The sequence below is a fragment of the Niallia circulans NBRC 13626 genome, assembly GCF_001591585.1.
GTDB lineage: Bacteria > Bacillota > Bacilli > Bacillales > Cytobacillaceae > Niallia > Niallia circulans.
On record NZ_BCVE01000028.1, the window covers coordinates 37,807 to 57,382 of the forward strand.

Here is a 19,576-nt window from a genome sequence, read left to right on the forward strand (position 1 = left end):
TTTAGGAATAAAATAAAGAAAAAGTGCCGAAAAGTGATAAAATCTTCTGTTTTTCCACTTATTCTCCGACTATCCTCCTTCAGGAAGCAACTTATTTACAAAGCGCAATGACTTCGATTTCAACTAATACATCTTTAGGGAGCCTAGCTACTTCTACACATGAACGAGCGGGCTTATGTGTAGAGAAATATTCTCCATACACTTCATTGATTGCTTGAAAGTCTTCCATATTTTTAATAAATACAGTCGCTTTCACAACTGTTTCAAAGGAAGCACCTGCCTCTTTAAGAACAGCTGCTAAGTTTTTGAATACTTGATGTGTCTGTGTCTGCACATCTCCCTCTACTAAGTTACCTTCTGCAGTTAAAGGAATTTGACCAGAACTGAAAAATAAATTATTCACAATAATCCCTTGAGAATACGGTCCGATAGCTGCTGGTGCGTTATTTGTTTGAACAACTTTCATTTGTCTTTTCCCCCTAAGAGTTACTTTTTATCGAAATAATTACCATTTTCCACAGAAATTTTCTTTTCTTTTACATCGACACCGGATAATTTTACTAGTGATAAATAATCATCCACTAGTCTTTCCTCGGCTTCCTCGGCTTCTACTAATACTGCGATTCCTGCAACGCTTGCATTAAATTCCTCTAATAGACTAATCATACCATTGATGGTACCGCCAGCTTTCATAAAGTCATCCACAATCAAAACTTTTGAGCCATCTTCTAAACTTCTTTTAGAAAGCAACATCGTTTGGATTCTTTTTGTAGAACCAGAAACATAATTGATACTCACCGTGGAACCTTCTGTTACTTTACTATCTCTTCTAACCATAACTACAGGAACATTTAAATAAGTTCCAACTGCATATGCCAAAGGAATTCCTTTAGTAGCAACTGTCATGACCACATCAATATCCGTATCAGCAAAGGCAGAGGCAAACAGTCTCCCCACTTTTTGCATGATAGTCGTATTTCCCAGAATATCATTCATATATAGATAACCACCGGGCAAAAGTCTTTCTGGACTTTTTATCAAATCACAAAGCTCTTCAACAAATGGTTTCGCTGCTTCATCACTGACTTTTACTTGATACTTTACTCCACCGGCTGCTCCTGGCAATGTATGTAAAGTCCCTATTCCTCTTTGCTCAAATGTTTCTTTAATAATAGCCAAATCTTCGCTGATTGAAGACTTGGCTGCACCGTACTTTTCTGCAAAGTAAGAAAGAGATACTAACTGCCTAGGATGCTCCAGCAAGTAATTCGTCATGTCTATTAAACGCTCACTACGACGAAATTTCATAACTGAACCCCCAAAATCCGAATATTTAAAGACAATTTTACATTATTATACGGATTTAATCAAGGGTATGTCGCTGTCCAATCATTCGAACCGCAAATACTTGATCACAAAATCCTCTTAAACCATTATAAACACGATTCATCCTTGAATCATGTTGAATCAATCCAAAAACAGTAGGTCCACTTCCACTCATAAGAACAGCATCTGCACCAAATTTGCAAATTTGTTCTTTAATTTGAGCAACCTCTGGGTATAAGGTTAGAGTAACATTCTCTAACACATTCCCGACATTTTCACACATTAAATCATAATCTTTCGCTGAAATGGACTCAATCATTTTTTCCGTATTTGGATGCTGTATTGTCTCAGTATCTAGTCTTTTATAAATATCAGCTGTTGATACACCAATAAACGGTTTTGCCAAAATAACCCAGCACACTGGTGGCGCAGGCAATTCCTTAATGATTTCCCCTCTTCCAGTTGCAAGGGCAGTGCCCCCATAGACGCAAAAGGACACATCAGACCCAATTTCAGCTCCAATGACAGCTAATTCATCTAATGTTAACCCTAAATCCCATAACTTATTTAAACCACGTAATACTGCCGCTGCATCGCTGCTTCCTCCAGCAAGACCTGCTGCAACAGGAATATGTTTCTCAATTTTAATTTCTACGCCTTTTTTCACATCAAATTTTTCCTTTAATATACTTGCTGCCTGATAAGCAAGATTTCTTTGGTCATCAGGAACAAACCTATTAAGAGAAACTATTTTTATTACATCGTTGTTTAACAATGCTAGCTCAATTCTATCTGCTAAATCAATTGTCGTCATAATCATTTCTACTTCATGATACCCATCTGGTCTCTTATGAAGCACATCTAATGACAAATTGATTTTAGCTGGCGCTTTCACCAAAAGCTTCAATATTTCCACCCACTTAACAAATTTCATCATTTACTTTTTTCTCCAACTAACGAAAGAGGATTTTCCTTAAAGGAGATAATAATAGTAGGCTAGACGAACTTTATCTTACCCTTATTCCGTGTCTAACAAGCTTTATGCTCATCTAATCTTCTATATAGATATAGTGATTTTACCACAAATTATTCTCTTACATACAATCGAGATTGTGTTTTCCCTATAATTTATCAACATTTGAGGTGCGGTCTTACTCCCCATTATCTTGAATAAAAAAAGAATCTATCATTAACTCCTTATATCTATACTATTTAATGGATAATATAGATATTCGCTAATGATAGATTCTATAAATTGCCGTGGGTAAATCCAATTTGATTATCGTACAAATAAGATGGACGTAAAGTGAATTTTGAAGTTACAGGTTACTCTTTATTTTGAGTAAGAAGACTTTGCTCTGCTATTTCTATTGCCCTTTTGACCATATTCCCTGCGTCTCTTGCACGAATACCGCCCCAGCCCTCTTTCTGGACCACATCATAGAAACCAAGCTCTTTTGCTAATTCTTCCTTTAATCCTTCGGACATAATTCCTTTTCGTCTACCCAAAGTGAATCTCCCCTTTCATCACCCACGGTAAGCTTAGTATGTATCCATCACTAGTTTTTCATGTTATCTATTTGTTGCCAAAACATATGCTTATTTATACATCTATAAGCATCTTTATTTGCCATATCATTATTTTTCTCCATGAAAAAAGCAGCAAACAAATTGTTCACTGCCGCTTAATGCTTTCAAGCAATAATAGTTAGCTTAAAGCAATTTGTCCTGATGTATCCTCGAAGAAGGTAATTTGAACCGTTTCTGTTAAAACATCTGCATAGCTGTATGATACACGTTCAAATGCATTTTCATCCTGATCTAACTCCACTACAAACACAGATGGATAAGTCTCTGCTAATACTCCTGAACGTTCAATTGTCTTCCGACGACCGCCATTTGCCTTCAGCATAAGTCTTTTTCCTAAATTTGAATCAAGAGCTTTTTTTATATCTGATAATGTTTTTGCCATTCGGTCCACCTCACTGTGTAAAGTATATCATACTGACACAACAGAGTCAAATAAAAACATAAATTATAACAGTCTTTTTTAGAAGTTGTCAATATTTTTTATTCTTATTTTTCTCCAATTTTTCAACAAAGATAGTTTGCACAAAGTGAGCATAAATATGTAGAAAATTTCAATTTTTTTCAAATACTTATATCTTTCAATTGCAATAAAGATTATTCAGGATAAAAACACACAGAATCCAGCTAGCATAACCCCCTTATTAAAGGGCAAAAGCTTACCTTATCCTGTGTGTAATAGTTAAACCAAGTATATGCTTCTGTCTTTGTCACACCTCTTCTGTTGAATCTACATGATATGGCATGCCTGTTCGCAAAACTCCCTTTGTTTCAATTCCACCTAGCCCCTTTTCACCCGTTAATGTATTCCTTAAAACATCCCAAACATTTACTCTTTCCATAAATGGTGTAAAACTTATCTTGGCAACAATATAAACTGGATCAAGGGCATGAATATTTACTCTTGAGGGGGAACTTGCAAAATTAGCTCCTGCATAAATAAGCGATTCAAAGTGGGATTGACAAGCACCAGCAAAAATAACTAACTGATCCAGATTAGGAAGCTTCTTTCTCGCCTCTCTGACGGTCTGTACAAAGTATTTCGAGTGTCGGTAGGCATTAATATCACTTTTATCTCCTAACGCTTTAGAATAAGCATCATGACCTGTTATAACTAGTATGTCAGGGCGATAGTAATCCAAAAGACTGCCTATTTTACTTGGCATCTCTTTTTCATTGCAGTGCACTCCATTTACGGGTATCCCAATTTTTTCGTATAAAGTGAGACACTTTTTCAAATAGTTTGGATCTCCATCAATATGGAGTACCTTACCTGGTAATTGAAAATAGTTAGAAGGCTTGCTATAAGCTTCTGTTACTTGATACTCCTGCTTTCTGCGCAAAAGATTCACATCTTGTCGAAATAATTGGAGAGATTGTTCCTCCATCAACTGAACCTTTTGGGAAATTTTTCGTTGCATCGGTTGATTAATCAATACTAAATCCTCATATGGAGCATCTGCAATCAAGCGAAAATCTTCTCCATAAAGAATGGCAATTTTTTGGCCATTTACCTCTTTCATGTCAATTATTCGAAACAATAAATCACATTGATAAGACTCTCTACCGACGATATCCATGATATTTATAGTCACTCTTGTCACTCCAATTAACCCAAACATGTCTCTCCTGAGTGGATATTATTATTCAATATCTATCTCTGATAAATTATGCATACGTCTATAAAGTTGTGAGCAATTCAAAAAGAAGAATTAAAACATCTGCTGCTCTCTTTCTAACAACAACCTTTATCAAATAAAGCATCATATAAAAAGGTGCACAGAAAGCTTCCTCTTCCTTGAAATTTTTTAAGGAAGAGAAATTAATCTGTACACCTATTTATCATCATTATTTTCCAAACGTTTCATAAAGTATGTCACTTAGCTTTGCGAACTCTTCAATAGATAATGATTCTCCGCGTCTAGAAGGCTCAATTCCCGCTTGTTCCAGCGCTGCTATGATTTCTGCCTTCTTTTCTTTTCCACCCTCTAATTGGCTCGATAAGTTATTGAGAATCGTTTTTCTTCTTTGGGCAAAGCTTGCTCTTGTTACTTGAAAGAAGAATGCTTCGTTTTTCACTACAACAGACGGTGTTTCTCTAATCGTAAGACGAATAACAGCTGAATCCACATTTGGTTGAGGAACAAAAACAGTTTTTGGTACAATCATAACCACTTCTGGTTTTGTATAATACTGAATGGCAATTGAAAGAGAACCATATTCCTTCGTTCCTGGCTTCGCTGAAATTCGTTCCGCCACTTCTTTTTGAAGCATCACAACAATGCCTCTTAAGGGTAATTTTTCTTCTAATATCTTCATAATAATCGGCGTTGTAACATAATAAGGTAAATTAGCAACAAGCATAATATCCTTAATATCTTTAAACTCTGTGTCTAACATTTCCTTTACATTTGCCTTTAAAATATCCTGGTGGATAATTTTTGCATGAGGATATGGTTCAAGTGTCTCTTTTAAAATCGGTAATAGACGTTGATCAATCTCATACGCTACAACCTTTTTGCTGCGCTTTGCTAATTGTTCTGTCAATGCACCAATTCCAGGACCAACCTCTATTGCGCCTGATTCTTCTGTTAACTGCGCATGATCCACAATATTCCTTAAAATGTTTGTATCAATTAAAAAGTTCTGTCCTAAGCTTTTCTTAAAGGAAAATCCATATTTATCTAGTATTGCTCTCGTCCTCGCGGGTGTTGCTATATCTTTATACATGCTTATCCTCCTGGCGTATTTCCTTAATCGCTTGTGCAAACTCTGCCTTTGTAATATGAAACATCAGTAATCGTTTATAAAGCTGTTTTCCATTTGTATACCCAATTTTAAGCAGCCTACCTAACTGTTCTCTTCGCTCCTTAGAATCAGCACCGCCAATTAAGCCTGCATCAATTAAATCTTCTTTCGTAATTTCTTCCTTTATTGTTTCCTGCATCAAATGTGCTTCTTTTAATGCTTCTCTAATTACTTCTACTGATGCATGTTCCACCCCAACACCTTTACCATGCTTATGGATAGCAAGCTCCTTCGGGATAAAGGCATGCTTGCATTCAGGAATATGCATTTCAATTGTATGACGAATTTTTTGACCTGGATAGTCTGGGTCAGTCAAAACAATAACTCCTCTTGTTTTTTGTGCTAGCTTTATTTTATCTAATGTCTCTTGATTAATGGCTGAACCGTTTGTTTCAATTGTATCTGCATCAACCGCTCGCTTAATAGCGGTGGTATCATCTCGACCTTCCACTACTATTATTTCTTTAATCTTCATGGAACCTCCAAAAAATATTTAAAATTTGAAAAAAAAATGAAACATAATTGTAACATGAATCGTCTATATATACAGAGAGAGAAATATTTTAATTATTATCATTATAGCTAATATTTATGTTTAAACAAATGGCTGACTCTTTGCAAGTTAATTAACAGATATTGAACCATAAAAAAGACAGAGGAGATGCTTCCTCTGCCAAATCAGCTATCTTTCTATCATCAATATTAGATGATAAAATGTCGAGATTTCTATTTTACCTAATTAATTATTTTTATCTTAACTTGCCTGTTACCCCAACGGTAAGCTTCGGCTTTCGTGGAAAAGAAAACATCTATTTTCTGCCCTTTTACACTTCCGCCAGTATCTGCGGCAACAGCGTAGCCATAGCCTTCAACATAAACTTTTGTTCCTAAAGGGATAAAACTTGGGTCGACAGCGATTACTTTTGCATTCGGATTAGCTTTCAGATCAATACCAGTAGCCGTTCGGCCAGAACATCCATTACAGCTAGCAGTATATGCTGTTGAATTGACGAACACTTCTTGCCCATTTTCTTCACCACGTGATGCAAGTTGAATGACGTCGTCTTTTGTTCCAACAGATACAATTTTATCCTGCTTTTCTTTCACTGTTGTTTCACTTAGCAATTTTCGGGAAATCTCTTTGCCGTTTTCCTTCGTCACCTCATACTTTTTAGAAACCACTCCTTCTGTTCCCTCTTTAAGTACTTTTTCTGTTCCGTGTGGAAGATCATCGTCCTTTTGGGTGATTACGGCAAAATTAATCGGTTGTTCCACTACATCGGTGACCTTTTCTATTCTTGTTATATTAACAATAGCTTCGTCTTTCACTTTTTCCTTTAGAGCTGGTTCAACTCGGTCTAATTTATCAAGTGAGATCTTCTGTTGTGTTAAAAAGTCAGCGACCGTAGTCGAAGTGGACCATACTTGCTTTTTCTTTCCTGCGTCTACTAGTGTTACTGGAAATGCTGTATGTACGACAACTTCCATTTTATGTTCTATAGGGTTATTTTCTTTCTGATTGATCTGATCATGCTCGTTCAAAGAAATTTTTTGTTCTTCTAAAAACTCCTTAACAGTATCGACTGTTGTCCAAACCGTTTTCTTCTCGTCGTCTTTTTGCAATTCAACCTGTTTAGCTTCTTTCCAGACAACTTCTAAGTTATCTGTCACCTTTGTGTTTAACGAGGGAAACACATAATCTTCTGAGCCAACGGTAATGCCTAAATCATCAAATATTTGTTGTATAGTAGATGAGTGCGTCTCGATGATTTGTTCTTTACCATTTAGCGTTAGTGCCACAGTACTTTTAGTAGTTTCATAAATTATAAATCCAATACTACTCGCAAAAACGATGAAACTAGCTAAAAAGATAGACACTTTCTTCTTGCTCAAAGATTTTGAAAACAGGTTTTTCATGTTTTTGATTACGATGAAAAACGCCTCCTTTTCTCTCGGAGTGATTATATAGAGTATCATGTCCGCTGTCAACCCTTTAGAATCTCTGAACGTATATCCTATTATGCAAAAAAAACCAGCGAAAGGAAAGAAAGAAATCTCGACATAATTAGTCTATGAGAAAAGGAAGCAATGTAGAACCATTAAAAATAAGAGGAAGTTCGGACAAGCTCTTTCTGCATTCGACAAAAAACCTTATCAGTTTATGCCGAATAATTTTTTTGCGTTTTCAGTTGTTTTTGATGCCACCTCTTCATAGGAAATCCCTTTAATAGCAGCTATCTCTTCTGCTACTAGTTTTACATAACTAGGTTCATTGCGTTTTCCTCTAAAAGGGGTCGGAGCCAAATATGGGCAGTCCGTTTCGATTAATAAATGATCTAACGAAATGGCTTCTGCAACTTCCTTTGGCTTTCGTGCATTTTTAAAAGTAACCGTTCCACCAAGCGAAATATAAAAATTCATATTTATGCATTCCAGTGCAGTTTCTACGCTTCCTCCATAACAATGCATAATCCCGCCTACCTCTTTTGCATCCTCCTCTTTTAAGATTTCAACAATATCAGCAGTCGCTTCACGGTTATGAATAATTATCGGGAGTTTTACTTTTTTTGCTAATTGAATTTGCTTTCTAAATACTTCTTTTTGAATATCTTTTGGCGATTTATCCCAATGATAATCTAGTCCCATTTCTCCTATTGCAATGACCTTTGGATGCTTTGCCAATTCTTCAATCCAAGCCAAATCTTCATCTACCATATCGATAGCATCTACAGGATGCCATCCTATGCTTGCATAAACAAAATCATACTGCTCAATAAGCTCCATCGCCTTTGTAATAGTAGGTCTATCAAACCCCACCACTACCATTTTTTCCATTCCTACATCAAGTGCCCGTTGTATCACTTCTTCTATATCATCTTGAAACTCATTTGCGTTAATATGTGTATGTGTATCAAATAACATGATAAACATCCCTCCATCATCTGTTAGATATATTTACACTTTATTTTTTAAGACCGTTCTATCCTTGCGCCACAGTCTTAATGAAAGAAGAAAAAACATAGAGATGATTAAAATATGGAATTTCCCCGCCCATTCTTCTCCATAAAAGATCTTGGCGATTTCCCCATTAAAACATCTCCATGTTTTTTATATCATTTTATTTTACTTTTGCACCGAGTGGTAAAGCCTCTGCGATTGTCGCTAGAGACAATTCACCGTCATGACTTCCAGCTAAAATCATTCCCTGTGAAAGCTCGCCTCTTAATTTAACTGGTTTTAAATTTGTTACACAAATAACTTTTCGTCCTACCAAGTCTTCAGGAGAATAATATTTAGCGATTCCAGAAACAACTTGTCTTTTTTCATAACCTAGATCCAATTGTAACTTCAATAACTTGTCCGCTTTTTTTACAGGTTCAGCTTCCAGTACTTGTGCTACACGTAAGTCTACTTTCATAAAGTCATCTATTGTAATTTCCTCTACGTCCGGAACTTCTTGAACCTCTTGTTTCTTTTCCTCTTCCATTTGAGGTCCCTTCATTTCGCTTTTGATAAATTCCACTTCTTCTTGAATGTCTAATCTAGGGAAAATAGGATCTCCCTTCTCTACTATAGTACCCGCAGGAATGACACCAAAACGTTCCAGGCTGTCCCATGTCTGTAAGGATTCGTCTTGTATGTTCAACTGTCTAAAAATCTTGTCAGGTGTTCTTGTTAAAAATGGTTTTAACAAAATGGCGATTCTTCTTAAAGATTCTGCTAAATGATTCATCACAACTGCTAATTCTTCTGTCTTTTCCTCTTTCGCTAATACCCATGGCTGTGTTTCATCGATATATTTATTATTTCTGCTGACTAATTGCCATAATGTTGTTAGTACAACAGAGAACTCCATATTCTCCATATGCTCCGCATATTTCTTAACCGTTTCTTGATGTGCTTCCACAAGTGACTTTTCAAAAGTGCCTTCTGAATTTTTATAGGTAGGAATTTCACCATTAAAGTACTTATTAATCATCGCCACTGTACGATTTAATAAATTCCCTAAGTCATTTGCTAAATCGAAATTTACTCTCTCTACAAACGCTTCAGGAGTAAACACACCATCAGAGCCAAATGGTACTTCTCTTAATAAATAATAACGAAGAGCATCTAATCCATAACGGTCAATTAACGTCACTGGATTAACCACATTTCCTTTTGATTTAGACATTTTGCCATCTTTCATTAGAATCCAGCCATGTGCAAAGACTTTCTTTGGCAATGGTAGATCTAATGCCATAAGCATGATTGGCCAATATATCGTGTGGAAACGAACAATTTCCTTCCCAACTAAATGTACATTTGCCGGCCAAAACTTTTTATATAGACTCTCATCATCAGAGCCATATCCTAGCGCAGTAATATAATTGGAAAGGGCATCGATCCATACATATACCACATGCTTCGGATCCCCTGGCACTTTAATTCCCCAATCAAAAGTAGTTCTTGATACTGCTAAGTCTTCCAATCCAGGCTTAATAAAGTTATTGATCATCTCGTTCTTGCGAGATTCTGGCTGGATAAATTCTGGATTTTCCTCGTAAAATGCTAACAAGCGATCTGCATATTTTCCCATTCTAAAGAAATATGATTCCTCTTTTACTAGTTCAACGGCATGACCACTGTCGGGGCTTTTCCCTCCAATTATTTTGCCATGTTCATCGTAAATAGGATCAACCAACTGCAGTTCTGTATAATATGTTTCATCAGAAACAGAATACCATCCTTGATATTCATCTAAATAAATATCTCCTTGATCCACTAATTTCTTAAACATTTTTTCGACAACATCTGTATGTCGTTTTTCTGTTGTACGGATAAAATCATCATAGGAAATATCAAGCTTATCCCATAATTCCTTTATTCCTGCCACAATTTCATCTACATACTGAATAGGTGTAATTCCTGCTTCTTCTGCTTTGCGCTGAATTTTTTGCCCATGTTCATCCGTTCCAGTTAAGTAACGAACTTCATATCCTCTCATTCTTTTATAACGAGCCATTGCATCTCCAGCAACTGTTGTGTAAGCATGTCCAATATGTAAATTGCCACTTGGATAATAGATTGGCGTAGTAATATAAAAAGTTTTTTCTTGATCCTTCACTTAATTTCCTCCTATATATATGTATATAATATGTACCTTTAGTAAGATAACTGCTATTACTATTGTAACCATTCTTCTTTTTTATCGAAACAAAAAAGTATAAGAACATTTATAAACCGCATAATTAATGCCATTTTTCCTTTTATCCCATCAAAATATACCTAAAAATAATTAGTAATGCAACAGCGATGTTTTGGAAGAAAGAATGAGAAATAAAAATGTTGTTTTTTGTCGAAAAAATAATAAAAATAGAACAAAAAGACTATACCAATTTATCCCATCCTATGTTTATTTATCAATTTATTCTCCTGAAAAGCCTAATTTAATAAGGTTTTTAAAATACAATAATTTCAAAATAAAATAATTGACGTTTATGGGAATGGCTGGTATTATAATAAACATACAAAGAAATTTGTCGAAAATTAGCGAAAAAAATATAAATACTTACTTTTGGGAGGAGAAAAGAAAATGAAATCTACAGGTATTGTTCGTAAAGTTGATGAATTAGGTCGTGTGGTTATTCCAATCGAATTAAGACGTACATTAGGAATTGCTGAAAAGGATGCTCTAGAAATTTATGTAGATGATGAAAAAATCATCTTAAAAAAATATAAACCAAACATGACTTGCCAAGTTACTGGCGAAGTATCAGATGATAATCTATCTTTAGCTGGTGGTAAATTAATCCTTAGCCGTGAAGGTGCAGAGCAATTAATCGCGGAAATCAAAAGCAATTTTGAACTTGCAAAATAAAAATAAAGTAAGCAATGTGTAAGTACATCACTCTTTATTGATTCGTAGCTTCTTGAAAAAAATTAAGAGAAATACTTATTCGTTCTTTTTATAAACTAAAGGACTGCCGCCTTAAAGGGGAACACCATCATATTTTTGATGTTCCGATTTAAGGCAGCAGCCCTTTTTCTTATTGAATATGATATTCTTGATATATGTCTCTTTTTTGCATTTCTCTATCTAATGCAGTCTTTTTAATTGCTTCTTTTACCGTAATTCCCTCTTTTTCCACATAGTGATCTACATGTTGAACAATAGACAAGTCTTCCCACCAATTATTTTCTTCTGTTTGTAATTCTCCTTGTTCAATAACTAAACAAAACTCTCCTCTTATTTCTTCTGATTGAGACCAAGCAATTGCTTCCTCTAGAGTTCCACGAATAAATTCCTCATATATCTTTGTCAGCTCTCTACATAATGTAATCTTTCTATTACCGAGAATCTCCCTTATTAAAACCAATGTTTCTTTTAAACGATGCGGGGATTCATATAAGAGCAGCGTGCCTGGAACGTTCTTTAGAAAAAGCAACTCCTTTTTCTTCTCCTTCTTTTGGCGATTAAGGAAACCATAAAAGTAGAAAGGATGTGTCGGAAGCCCCGAAGCAATCAGTGCTGTTAATGCTGCATTCGCTCCTGGAAGAGGAATAACTGGTATTTCTTGATTAATAGCATCTATAGCTAGTTCATATCCTGGATCTGCAATGGTTGGCATTCCCGCATCACTTACTAATGCGATTATTTTATCCTCTTTCAAAGCTTGTATTAGCTTTTGACCACTAGCCTCTTTATTATGTTCATGATAGCTGACTACTGGAGTAGCAATTTCAAAATAATTGCATAGTTTTTTTGTATTACGTGTATCTTCTGCAGCAATAATATCTGCCTCTTTCAAAATTCTAATTGCTCGAAAACTCATATCTTCTAAATTCCCGATAGGAGTAGGGACTAAATACAACGCTCCCCCTTTTTCTTTAAAGCTTTTTTGTTGTTTCATTTCCTTCACCTACTTCCTTCCATAAAAACTTTTCCTTCTTCTTTCTATCTAGCTGTTTAAAAGCATACTCTGCTTTCATGGCTTCTTGTTTTGTCTGAAATTCCTCATAGTAAATAACAGATACCGGTAAACGTCCTCTTGTATATTTTGCTCCTTTACCTTCATTATGCGTTTTTACGCGCTTTTGAAGGTCATTTGTATAGCCAGCATAATAGCTGCCATCCTTACACATTAATACATAAAAATAATGACTCTTATTTTCCATACAGTATTCTGCTCATTTCCTCTGTATAATTGTTGCCATCTTTATAAACAAATAACGGAGGGAGAACTTTTAAATCTGGTTTCCCATCTTTTATCGCTTCAACTAATAAAATATTCGCTTCTTTTCCTTCCTTTGGATAAACAAATCGGATACGCTTTGGTTCCAATCGATTTGCCCTCATTAATGTAATAATATCTAATAGTCTTCCTGGTCGATGAACAAAAGCTACTTTTCCACCTTGTTTAACCAATTGACTGGATATACTAATTGTATCCTCTAGCGTACAGAGGATCTCATGTCTCGCAATAGCAAGATGCTCATTACCATTAATCTCTTCCACTGAATTAGTCTTCTTAAAGTAAGGTGGATTACACGTCACTGCGTCATATTTCTCATACCCAAGTAAACCAGGAGCATCCTTAATATCACCATGAATCATTTTTATCTTTTGCTCTAAACGATTATACTGAATGCTTCTATTTGCCATATCATATAATCTTGCTTGTATTTCTACTCCTACAATATCTCCCTCTGTTCGAAGCGACAAAAAGAGTGGAATTACTCCATTCCCACTACATAAATCAACAATCGCCCCCCTTTTCACAGGAATAGAGACAAAATCCGCTAATAATACTGCATCTAATGAGAAGGAGAAAACAGATGGACTTTGAATAATTCTTAATCGTTCATCCAGCAAATAATCTAATCTTTCATCTCCAATTAATGGAACCACTCTTTATACCTCCATCTTTCCTATTTCCTGCATAGAAAAAGAGATGTCTCAAGAAGAAGAGTCATCCCCTGACAATACATTGGTTGTATTGCTTACATACTCGGGCAATAATTTCTTTGAGACATCCTTATTTTTTATTAAGAAACGATAAACAAAAAAGACAATCTCCATCTTTTCGAGGACTTCCAAAATGAAGATTACAAATATGAAAACCTTCTTGATATAGTCTTGCCAGGTTGTCATACCCTTCCCCTATATCAATATTTTTCTCCTCTATCATCTTACCTTGTTTTATGTTCCTTCTTTTATTTTTATCTTGTTTCGAATCCTTTTCTCTTGGTATATCCTCTAAGTGCCTTCTTAGATTTTCATTTTCTAGCTGCAGCCTATTATTCTCTTCAATAAGCTCTGCTACATGCTGTTTAAGATCACCTAATTGCTTATATAAATTACCAATTTGACTTTCCATATTTATTACTGATTCAAAAACTTCTTTTTTATCCACTCTTCCACCTCATTAATCTGTGGATTGAACTGAAACAGCATCCTCTTGCAGTATCTCATCTAATGTATATTCAAGCACTCGTTCTTGTTCAGAAATTTCCACTTGGAGTACACGTTCTAAAATATTTAAACCAACAACTTTTCCCTTTCCATCCGGTGTATCAATCCAATCACCTAAGTCTGGTAAAAGTTCCTTTGCAGCTTCATAATCGTCATTCTCATATTTTAAACAACACATTAGTCGCCCGCATAATCCGGAAATTTTCGTTGGGTTTAAGGAAAGGTTTTGGTCTTTTGCCATCTTAATAGATACTGGTTCGAAATCCCCTAAGAAAGTCGAACAGCATAACATTCTTCCACAAGGACCAATCCCGCCTAGCATTTTCGCTTCATCTCTTACACCAATCTGACGAAGTTCAATTCTTGTTCGAAAAATGGAAGCTAAATCTTTTACCAATTCCCTAAAGTCTACTCGACCATCTGCGGTAAAATAAAAAATGATTTTATTACGGTCAAATGTATATTCTACATCCACTAATTTCATATCTAATTCATGCAGCGTCACTTTCTCACAACAAACATCATAAGCCTCTTTTGCTGCAACCTTGTTTTCGGCTACAATCATCTGATCTTTATGATCCGCGATTCTTAATACTTTTTTCAAAGGTAAAACTACATCATTTTCATCTACTTTTTTCGGTCCAATAACTACTCTCCCGAATTCTACACCCCGAACAGTTTCGACGATGACGAAGTCTCCCTTTTGAATGATTAATTCATTTGGATCAAAATAATATATTTTTCCAGCTTTTTTAAAGCGGATTCCTACAACATCATACAACTGAAGATCCCTCCTGCAGCTCTAGCACCAGCTGCTCCATCAATAACTGTGGATTCATATTCCCCTGCAGCTTTCGCTTTGCTTCAAAAATAGCTGTCATTTGTTCCGTTAAGCGTCTGTTAGAAGTTCTTAAAGCGTAAGTATCTAATCGTCCCTTTTCGCTAACGTATACAATCTGATCGTGCTTGCCAAGCTGTATATATAATAAATCTTTATAAAGCAGCAATAATAAATCAAGTCCTCTATCAAACTGGTCCTTTTCTTTAAATTGAGAAAACCAGTCTCTTTGAAGAGCTACTAATGCTTCTAAAGGAGCTCCTTTAAGAGCCTCATATAATTTTACCACTATTTTTTGCGCTTGTACAAACCATTCATCCGTACTAAGTGACAATGCCTCTTCAAAATTATTGGTAATTTGCGCAAGTAAAGGGGCTTCATTTGGTTTTATTCCATTTCTTACTAGTTCTTTAGCCATTTCATTTGGGGATAATGGTGTAAAGGAAAGGACCTGACACCGAGACAAAATAGTCGGCAATATTTGCTGAATTTGTTCTGTTATTAAAATGGCCGTTGTTTCTGCATTCGGTTCCTCTAAAAACTTCAGTAAACTGTTAGCCGCATTTGTAGTCATTTTATCTGCATGAACAAGAATATACACCTTTTGCTTTGACTCTACTCCAGTCTTGGAAAACTCTTCTTGTAGGCTTTGTATTTGATGCTTCTTTATGGATAATCCATCTGGCTCAAGTAAATGCACATCAGGATGGTTACCATTATTTATCCGCTTGCAATTTGAACATGTTTCACATGGAACATATCCTTCTATAGTATTTTCACATAAAATGCTCTTAGTGAGAACTAGACTTATTTCCCTTTTACCTGTTCCCTTCATTCCTTCAAAAAGATAAGCATGAGCTAATCGCTCTTTTTTCAAGCTGTTTTTTAGCATCTTTAAAACAATGGGTTGTGTCCCTTCAAGCTGTTCCCACGTCCTTGTCAAGACAATCACTCCATTTACATATATATATTAATTAGTAGACCTTTAATTTTACCATTTTTATCTAAGGTATTTATGCCATTTTTCTCATTCGCGATTACTTCTTCTGTTGATTATACTAACTTATCATCAATTACCTGTACAACACGCGAATTTTCCTAGGCCAAACTGATCCCTCGCGTTGTACTTTTTACCTTTCATCCCAAATTCAACAGCTTCTTTTACAAACTGTTTAACAAGAGATTTATATTTAGTTAAGTCTTTGAAATTTTGGGTTTCCCTAACCTATTGCTTTAATATCATCGATGTTTTTCAACAATTTTGAAGCTGATCGACCTTTAATTTCTCATTTTGTTGTTGGACATATCTGAAATTTAGAAGCTCCTAAGACTACCTTTGTTTCTAATCTATTTTCCAGATTGATTCAAATCTCTTTATTAACTTCTATTTTTCCTCCTGAAGAGTGGTCTGCTACTTATTAGAAAAGGATATGCGTATCCTACTTTTTAACTTTTATCATTTAACTATGAAAGTACATCGGTAACAGAAGTTACCGATGTACAGCTTAAAATTGTTTAAATTGCTCTACAGGTAATACAAAGACTGTTGCTCCGCCAACTTCTACTTCTACTGGATAAGGGACATAAGAATCTGCATTTCCTCCCATTGGCGATACAGGTGCTACTAATTGGTCTCTTGATTGACAATTTTCTTTAATGATTTGTAATGCCTTTTCCACACGTATATCTTCCGTTCCTATCATAAAGGTGGTATTTCCAGATTTCAAGAATCCGCCAGTACTTGCAAGCTTTGTCGCTCTAAAATTATTTTCAACTAGTGCATTAAGTAATTTGTTACTATCTTTATCTTGAATGACTGTTAGAATTAATTTCATTTTTATCCCGCCCCTTATTATAGTTTCCGAATGATTTTATAACTTGTTCCTATTATAGCAATAAATATAAAAACAAACAGCTGAAAGAAAAAATAATTCTTTGAGAGCCTATCCATTTTTTATTTTGTCATCACTATATGCATAATACCCTATTATTTAAATAGCAACGCACTTCTACTTTAAAAAACGATTAATAATATCTACTGTATCCTCCAAAACCTGTTCTAATGGTTTCGATGCATCTACTTTTATGATTCTCTCTGGAAATCTTTCTATTACCTTATAATAGCCTTCTTGTACTTTTTCATGGAATTCAATCTTTTCTAAATCCAAACGGTTAATTTCTCTATCACTCGTATTACTAATTCTTGCTAAACCAACCCTTGGATCTAAATCAAAATAAATGGTTAGCTCAGGCATGGTATCTCCAATTGCAAATTGATTAATTTCCCAAATTTCATCCATATCAATTCCTCTTGCATGCCCTTGATATGCCAATGAACTATCAATGAAACGGTCACATAATACAATCGCTCCGTCGTTTAAAGCTGGAATGACCTTCTCTACTAAATGCTGTCTTCTAGCAGCTGCATAAAGCAATGCTTCTGTTCGCGCATCCATTTCAGTATGCTTAGGATCTAATATAATATTTCTAATTTTTTCTGAAATAGGAATACCACCTGGCTCCCTTGTCTTTATAATCTGTAGTTCTTTTTCTTGATAATAATTTAACAACATATCAATAACGGTTGTCTTTCCCGCTCCCTCTGGTCCTTCTAATGTAATAAAGATACCTTTTGTCACCTTATTGTCCTCCTAAGTTGTCATTTCTCAAAAATGGTAATTTTATTTTTATATATAGATGGGCTTCCTTGAAATCTTGCTCCATCCTTTAATAAGTTCGTTATTTGTTTAATATGATAGTTCGTTATTTCCTCTCCAGGCATTAAAATAGGAATTCCTGGTGGATATGGAATAATTGTTTCTGCACAAACTGCATGTAAAGCTTCACTTAATGAAACTTCCACCTTACTTCGTGTGGCTTGTTCTTTTTCACTAAGTTTTAATTCTACTATATCCTCACGCTTTTTTATAGATTCAACTGTCTCACTCTGAGCAGAATGAGTATGTATATTTTTAAGAAGCGCCCTTTTTATTTTAAAAATAATCTTCTCTAAAGGATAAGAGATTCCTTTCTTTAACAATGGAAAGACAAATAATATATTATTTGAATCAGCTAACTCCGTATATATACCCTCTTTTTCTAATTCTTTTTGTAATTCAAATCCGCTTCTATTTTCTGTTGATTGAATAGTAATTTTTAAAGGATCTCCATCATAAGGATAGTTTAGTACGTTTAGCTGAGGAATTGTATGAAGTTGTTCCCGAAAAAAAGTTACCATTGTATGTAGGTATTCCCAATCCTCCATGCTATAGTTTGCTATATAATGCCTAGCCTTATCTAGGGAGGCCATAATAAGGTAAGAGGGACTGCTGGACTGTAAAATGTCTAAGTAATGTTTAACATCCTCTTGTTGAACGAATGCCGTATTATAATGTAAATAAGCACCCATTGTTAATGCTGGAAGCGTCTTATGTGCTGATTGAACAACTATATCTGCACCTGACTCAACTGCTGAAGGTGGAAAATTTGAATTTCCTTTAAAATGAGCCCCATGCGCTTCATCTACTAATACACAAATTCCATTAGCATGGGCTAAGTCAATAATCTCTGGTAAATTTCCAACCATTCCATAATAATTAGGAGAAGTTAAAATAAGCGTTTTGACTTCTGGAAATCGTGCAATTGCCTGCTCAATTGTTTTTTTCGAAAGGACTGTATCGACTTTCCAATCTTCCTCATAATCCGGGCTAAGTAAAATGGGCTGTGCCTTTGCTAACTTTATTCCATTCATAATTGATTTATGGCTATTCCTTTGTACAAATACTTTGTCACCCGCTGTTAAGGTGGCTAATATCATTGCTAAATTACCAACAGTACTCCCATTTACAAGAAAATAACTTTTCTTAACTCCATAAAAATCTGTTAGTAGTTTTTCTGCATCTGCAATAACACCAGTTGGTGCATGTAAATCATCTAAGCCATTAAGCTCTGTCACATCAAAATTCCATAAAGGTCCTTTCCACTCATCTTCCGGAGAAATTAATTCTCCATTCTTATGACCAGGTACATGAAAAGAAATATTATTTTTCGACTGAAATTGCAAAAGTTTAGAATATAACGGTGTGTTTTCTTGCAATTGTATTCCTCTTTTCTTTTTTCACTCTATTTATTTTATCATTTTTTCTTTATAGGAAGTAATTTACGCTTCTTTCTATTTTCTTATTTAATTTTAGATAATATAAATCCCTTATTCATTCATACTGGGCTATTTATCAATACCCCTTTAGTCTTTCTTATTAGTAATATTTTAGTTTAGTAGTTTTCAAGAATAAAGGTATGCGTGATTACTAAAATGGTTAGAATAATGTCTATGGAGGTGGAGAAATGGGGAAGTATCAATCAAGTAGAGCAGAAGCCTGTCTCATATGCGAAGAATATAAATTAGAAGGCATTCATCTATTCGAATCCTTTATATGTATGGATTGCGAAAGAGAGATTGTTAATACGAAGACAAATGATCCCAAATATCGATTTTTTGTTCATCAAATGGGAAAAGCACGAACTCTTCAGGAAAGACGACAAGCTTAGATATAAATAAAAAA

General features: G+C 35.0%; 22 protein-coding genes and 1 pseudogene. 2 read left to right on the forward strand and 21 right to left on the reverse strand.

Features of this window, described 5'->3' with window-relative positions; translation table 11 throughout:
• Nucleotides 1-91: 91 nt before the first annotated feature.
• From BCI01S_RS22280 to metG, 11 genes are all read right to left on the reverse strand, one after another.
• On the reverse strand, nt 92-466 hold the full coding sequence (locus BCI01S_RS22280) for a RidA family protein (RefSeq protein WP_061801125.1): 375 nt from the start codon (nt 464-466) through the stop codon (nt 92-94).
• 20 nt (nt 467-486) lie between these two features.
• Nucleotides 487-1,308, reverse strand: a complete 822-nt coding sequence (gene purR, locus BCI01S_RS22285) for a pur operon repressor (protein WP_047944363.1) — start codon at nt 1,306-1,308, stop codon at nt 487-489.
• A gap of 55 nt (nt 1,309-1,363) precedes the next feature.
• On the reverse strand, nt 1,364-2,233 hold the full coding sequence (gene ispE / locus BCI01S_RS22290; RefSeq protein ID WP_061801131.1) for a 4-(cytidine 5'-diphospho)-2-C-methyl-D-erythritol kinase: 870 nt from the start codon (nt 2,231-2,233) through the stop codon (nt 1,364-1,366).
• Between the two features lie 419 nt (nt 2,234-2,652).
• Nucleotides 2,653-2,835 (reverse strand): small, acid-soluble spore protein, alpha/beta type, encoded by a 183-nt coding sequence (locus BCI01S_RS22295; RefSeq protein WP_016204730.1) that lies wholly within the window; start codon nt 2,833-2,835, stop codon nt 2,653-2,655.
• Between the two features lie 199 nt (nt 2,836-3,034).
• Nucleotides 3,035-3,298 carry a biofilm formation stimulator Veg gene (gene veg / locus BCI01S_RS22300; RefSeq protein WP_016204729.1) on the reverse strand — a complete coding sequence of 88 codons (264 nt, stop codon included), beginning with the start codon at nt 3,296-3,298 and terminating at the stop codon, nt 3,035-3,037.
• 325 nt (nt 3,299-3,623) lie between these two features.
• On the reverse strand, nt 3,624-4,508 hold the full coding sequence (gene yabG / locus BCI01S_RS22305) for a sporulation peptidase YabG (RefSeq protein ID WP_047944409.1): 885 nt from the start codon (nt 4,506-4,508) through the stop codon (nt 3,624-3,626).
• Between the two features lie 253 nt (nt 4,509-4,761).
• Nucleotides 4,762-5,643: a 16S rRNA (adenine(1518)-N(6)/adenine(1519)-N(6))-dimethyltransferase RsmA gene (gene rsmA / locus BCI01S_RS22310; protein WP_047944362.1), complete on the reverse strand. Its 882-nt coding sequence runs from the start codon at nt 5,641-5,643 to the stop codon at nt 4,762-4,764.
• A complete protein-coding gene (rnmV, locus tag BCI01S_RS22315) occupies nt 5,636-6,196 on the reverse strand; it encodes a ribonuclease M5 (protein WP_047944360.1) in 561 nt (186 codons plus the stop codon). The genes rsmA and rnmV overlap by 8 nt, the downstream gene beginning before the upstream one ends.
• Before the next feature lie 260 nt (nt 6,197-6,456).
• Nucleotides 6,457-7,638 (reverse strand): resuscitation-promoting factor, encoded by a 1,182-nt coding sequence (locus BCI01S_RS22320; protein ID WP_061801126.1) that lies wholly within the window; start codon nt 7,636-7,638, stop codon nt 6,457-6,459.
• 237 nt (nt 7,639-7,875) lie between these two features.
• Nucleotides 7,876-8,643, reverse strand: a complete 768-nt coding sequence (locus BCI01S_RS22325) for a TatD family hydrolase (RefSeq protein ID WP_061801127.1) — start codon at nt 8,641-8,643, stop codon at nt 7,876-7,878.
• Between the two features lie 196 nt (nt 8,644-8,839).
• Nucleotides 8,840-10,828 (reverse strand): methionine--tRNA ligase, encoded by a 1,989-nt coding sequence (gene metG, locus BCI01S_RS22330; protein ID WP_047944356.1) that lies wholly within the window; start codon nt 10,826-10,828, stop codon nt 8,840-8,842.
• Nucleotides 10,829-11,296: 468 nt separating this feature from the next.
• On the opposite strand from metG, the gene abrB reads away from it, so the two are divergent.
• Nucleotides 11,297-11,581, forward strand: a complete 285-nt coding sequence (abrB, locus tag BCI01S_RS22335; RefSeq protein WP_047944355.1) for a transition state genes transcriptional regulator AbrB — start codon at nt 11,297-11,299, stop codon at nt 11,579-11,581.
• Between the two features lie 169 nt (nt 11,582-11,750).
• Here the strand turns inward: abrB and rsmI are convergent, their stop codons facing one another.
• The 10 genes and pseudogenes from rsmI to BCI01S_RS22380 all read right to left on the reverse strand — a co-directional run bounded on the left by rsmI (nt 11,751) and on the right by BCI01S_RS22380 (nt 19,110).
• The gene (gene rsmI / locus BCI01S_RS22340) at nt 11,751-12,614 is read right to left on the reverse strand and encodes a 16S rRNA (cytidine(1402)-2'-O)-methyltransferase (RefSeq protein ID WP_047944354.1); all 864 of its coding nucleotides are present in this window, start codon (nt 12,612-12,614) and stop codon (nt 11,751-11,753) included.
• Nucleotides 12,592-12,879: a GIY-YIG nuclease family protein gene (locus BCI01S_RS22345; RefSeq protein ID WP_047944353.1), complete on the reverse strand. Its 288-nt coding sequence runs from the start codon at nt 12,877-12,879 to the stop codon at nt 12,592-12,594. Before BCI01S_RS22345 ends, rsmI begins: the two co-directional genes overlap by 23 nt.
• Complete coding sequence (locus BCI01S_RS22350) at nt 12,869-13,612, reverse strand: tRNA1(Val) (adenine(37)-N6)-methyltransferase (RefSeq protein WP_047944352.1); 744 nt, start codon at nt 13,610-13,612, stop codon at nt 12,869-12,871. The genes BCI01S_RS22345 and BCI01S_RS22350 overlap by 11 nt, the downstream gene beginning before the upstream one ends.
• Before the next feature lie 127 nt (nt 13,613-13,739).
• A complete protein-coding gene (gene yabA, locus BCI01S_RS22355; protein WP_047944351.1) occupies nt 13,740-14,117 on the reverse strand; it encodes a DNA replication initiation control protein YabA in 378 nt (125 codons plus the stop codon).
• Nucleotides 14,118-14,129: 12 nt separating this feature from the next.
• Nucleotides 14,130-14,957, reverse strand: a complete 828-nt coding sequence (locus tag BCI01S_RS22360; protein WP_047944350.1) for a PSP1 domain-containing protein — start codon at nt 14,955-14,957, stop codon at nt 14,130-14,132.
• The gene (holB, locus tag BCI01S_RS22365) at nt 14,950-15,957 is read right to left on the reverse strand and encodes a DNA polymerase III subunit delta' (RefSeq protein WP_047944349.1); all 1,008 of its coding nucleotides are present in this window, start codon (nt 15,955-15,957) and stop codon (nt 14,950-14,952) included. Before holB ends, BCI01S_RS22360 begins: the two co-directional genes overlap by 8 nt.
• 126 nt (nt 15,958-16,083) lie before the next feature.
• Nucleotides 16,084-16,182: pseudogene (locus BCI01S_RS26400) on the reverse strand (hypothetical protein); the annotation flags it as partial.
• A 337-nt stretch (nt 16,183-16,519) separates the two neighbouring features.
• Nucleotides 16,520-16,849: a cyclic di-AMP receptor DarA gene (gene darA, locus BCI01S_RS22370; protein WP_016204713.1), complete on the reverse strand. Its 330-nt coding sequence runs from the start codon at nt 16,847-16,849 to the stop codon at nt 16,520-16,522.
• 174 nt (nt 16,850-17,023) lie between these two features.
• The gene (gene tmk / locus BCI01S_RS22375) at nt 17,024-17,653 is read right to left on the reverse strand and encodes a dTMP kinase (RefSeq protein WP_061801128.1); all 630 of its coding nucleotides are present in this window, start codon (nt 17,651-17,653) and stop codon (nt 17,024-17,026) included.
• Between the two features lie 20 nt (nt 17,654-17,673).
• Nucleotides 17,674-19,110 carry an aminotransferase class I/II-fold pyridoxal phosphate-dependent enzyme gene (locus BCI01S_RS22380; RefSeq protein ID WP_061801129.1) on the reverse strand — a complete coding sequence of 479 codons (1,437 nt, stop codon included), beginning with the start codon at nt 19,108-19,110 and terminating at the stop codon, nt 17,674-17,676.
• A 248-nt stretch (nt 19,111-19,358) separates the two neighbouring features.
• Here BCI01S_RS22380 and BCI01S_RS22385 point away from each other — a divergent pair, with 248 nt between their 5' ends.
• On the forward strand, nt 19,359-19,562 hold the full coding sequence (locus BCI01S_RS22385; protein WP_047944345.1) for a sigma factor G inhibitor Gin: 204 nt from the start codon (nt 19,359-19,361) through the stop codon (nt 19,560-19,562).
• The last annotated feature ends 14 nt before the right edge of the window (nt 19,563-19,576 follow it).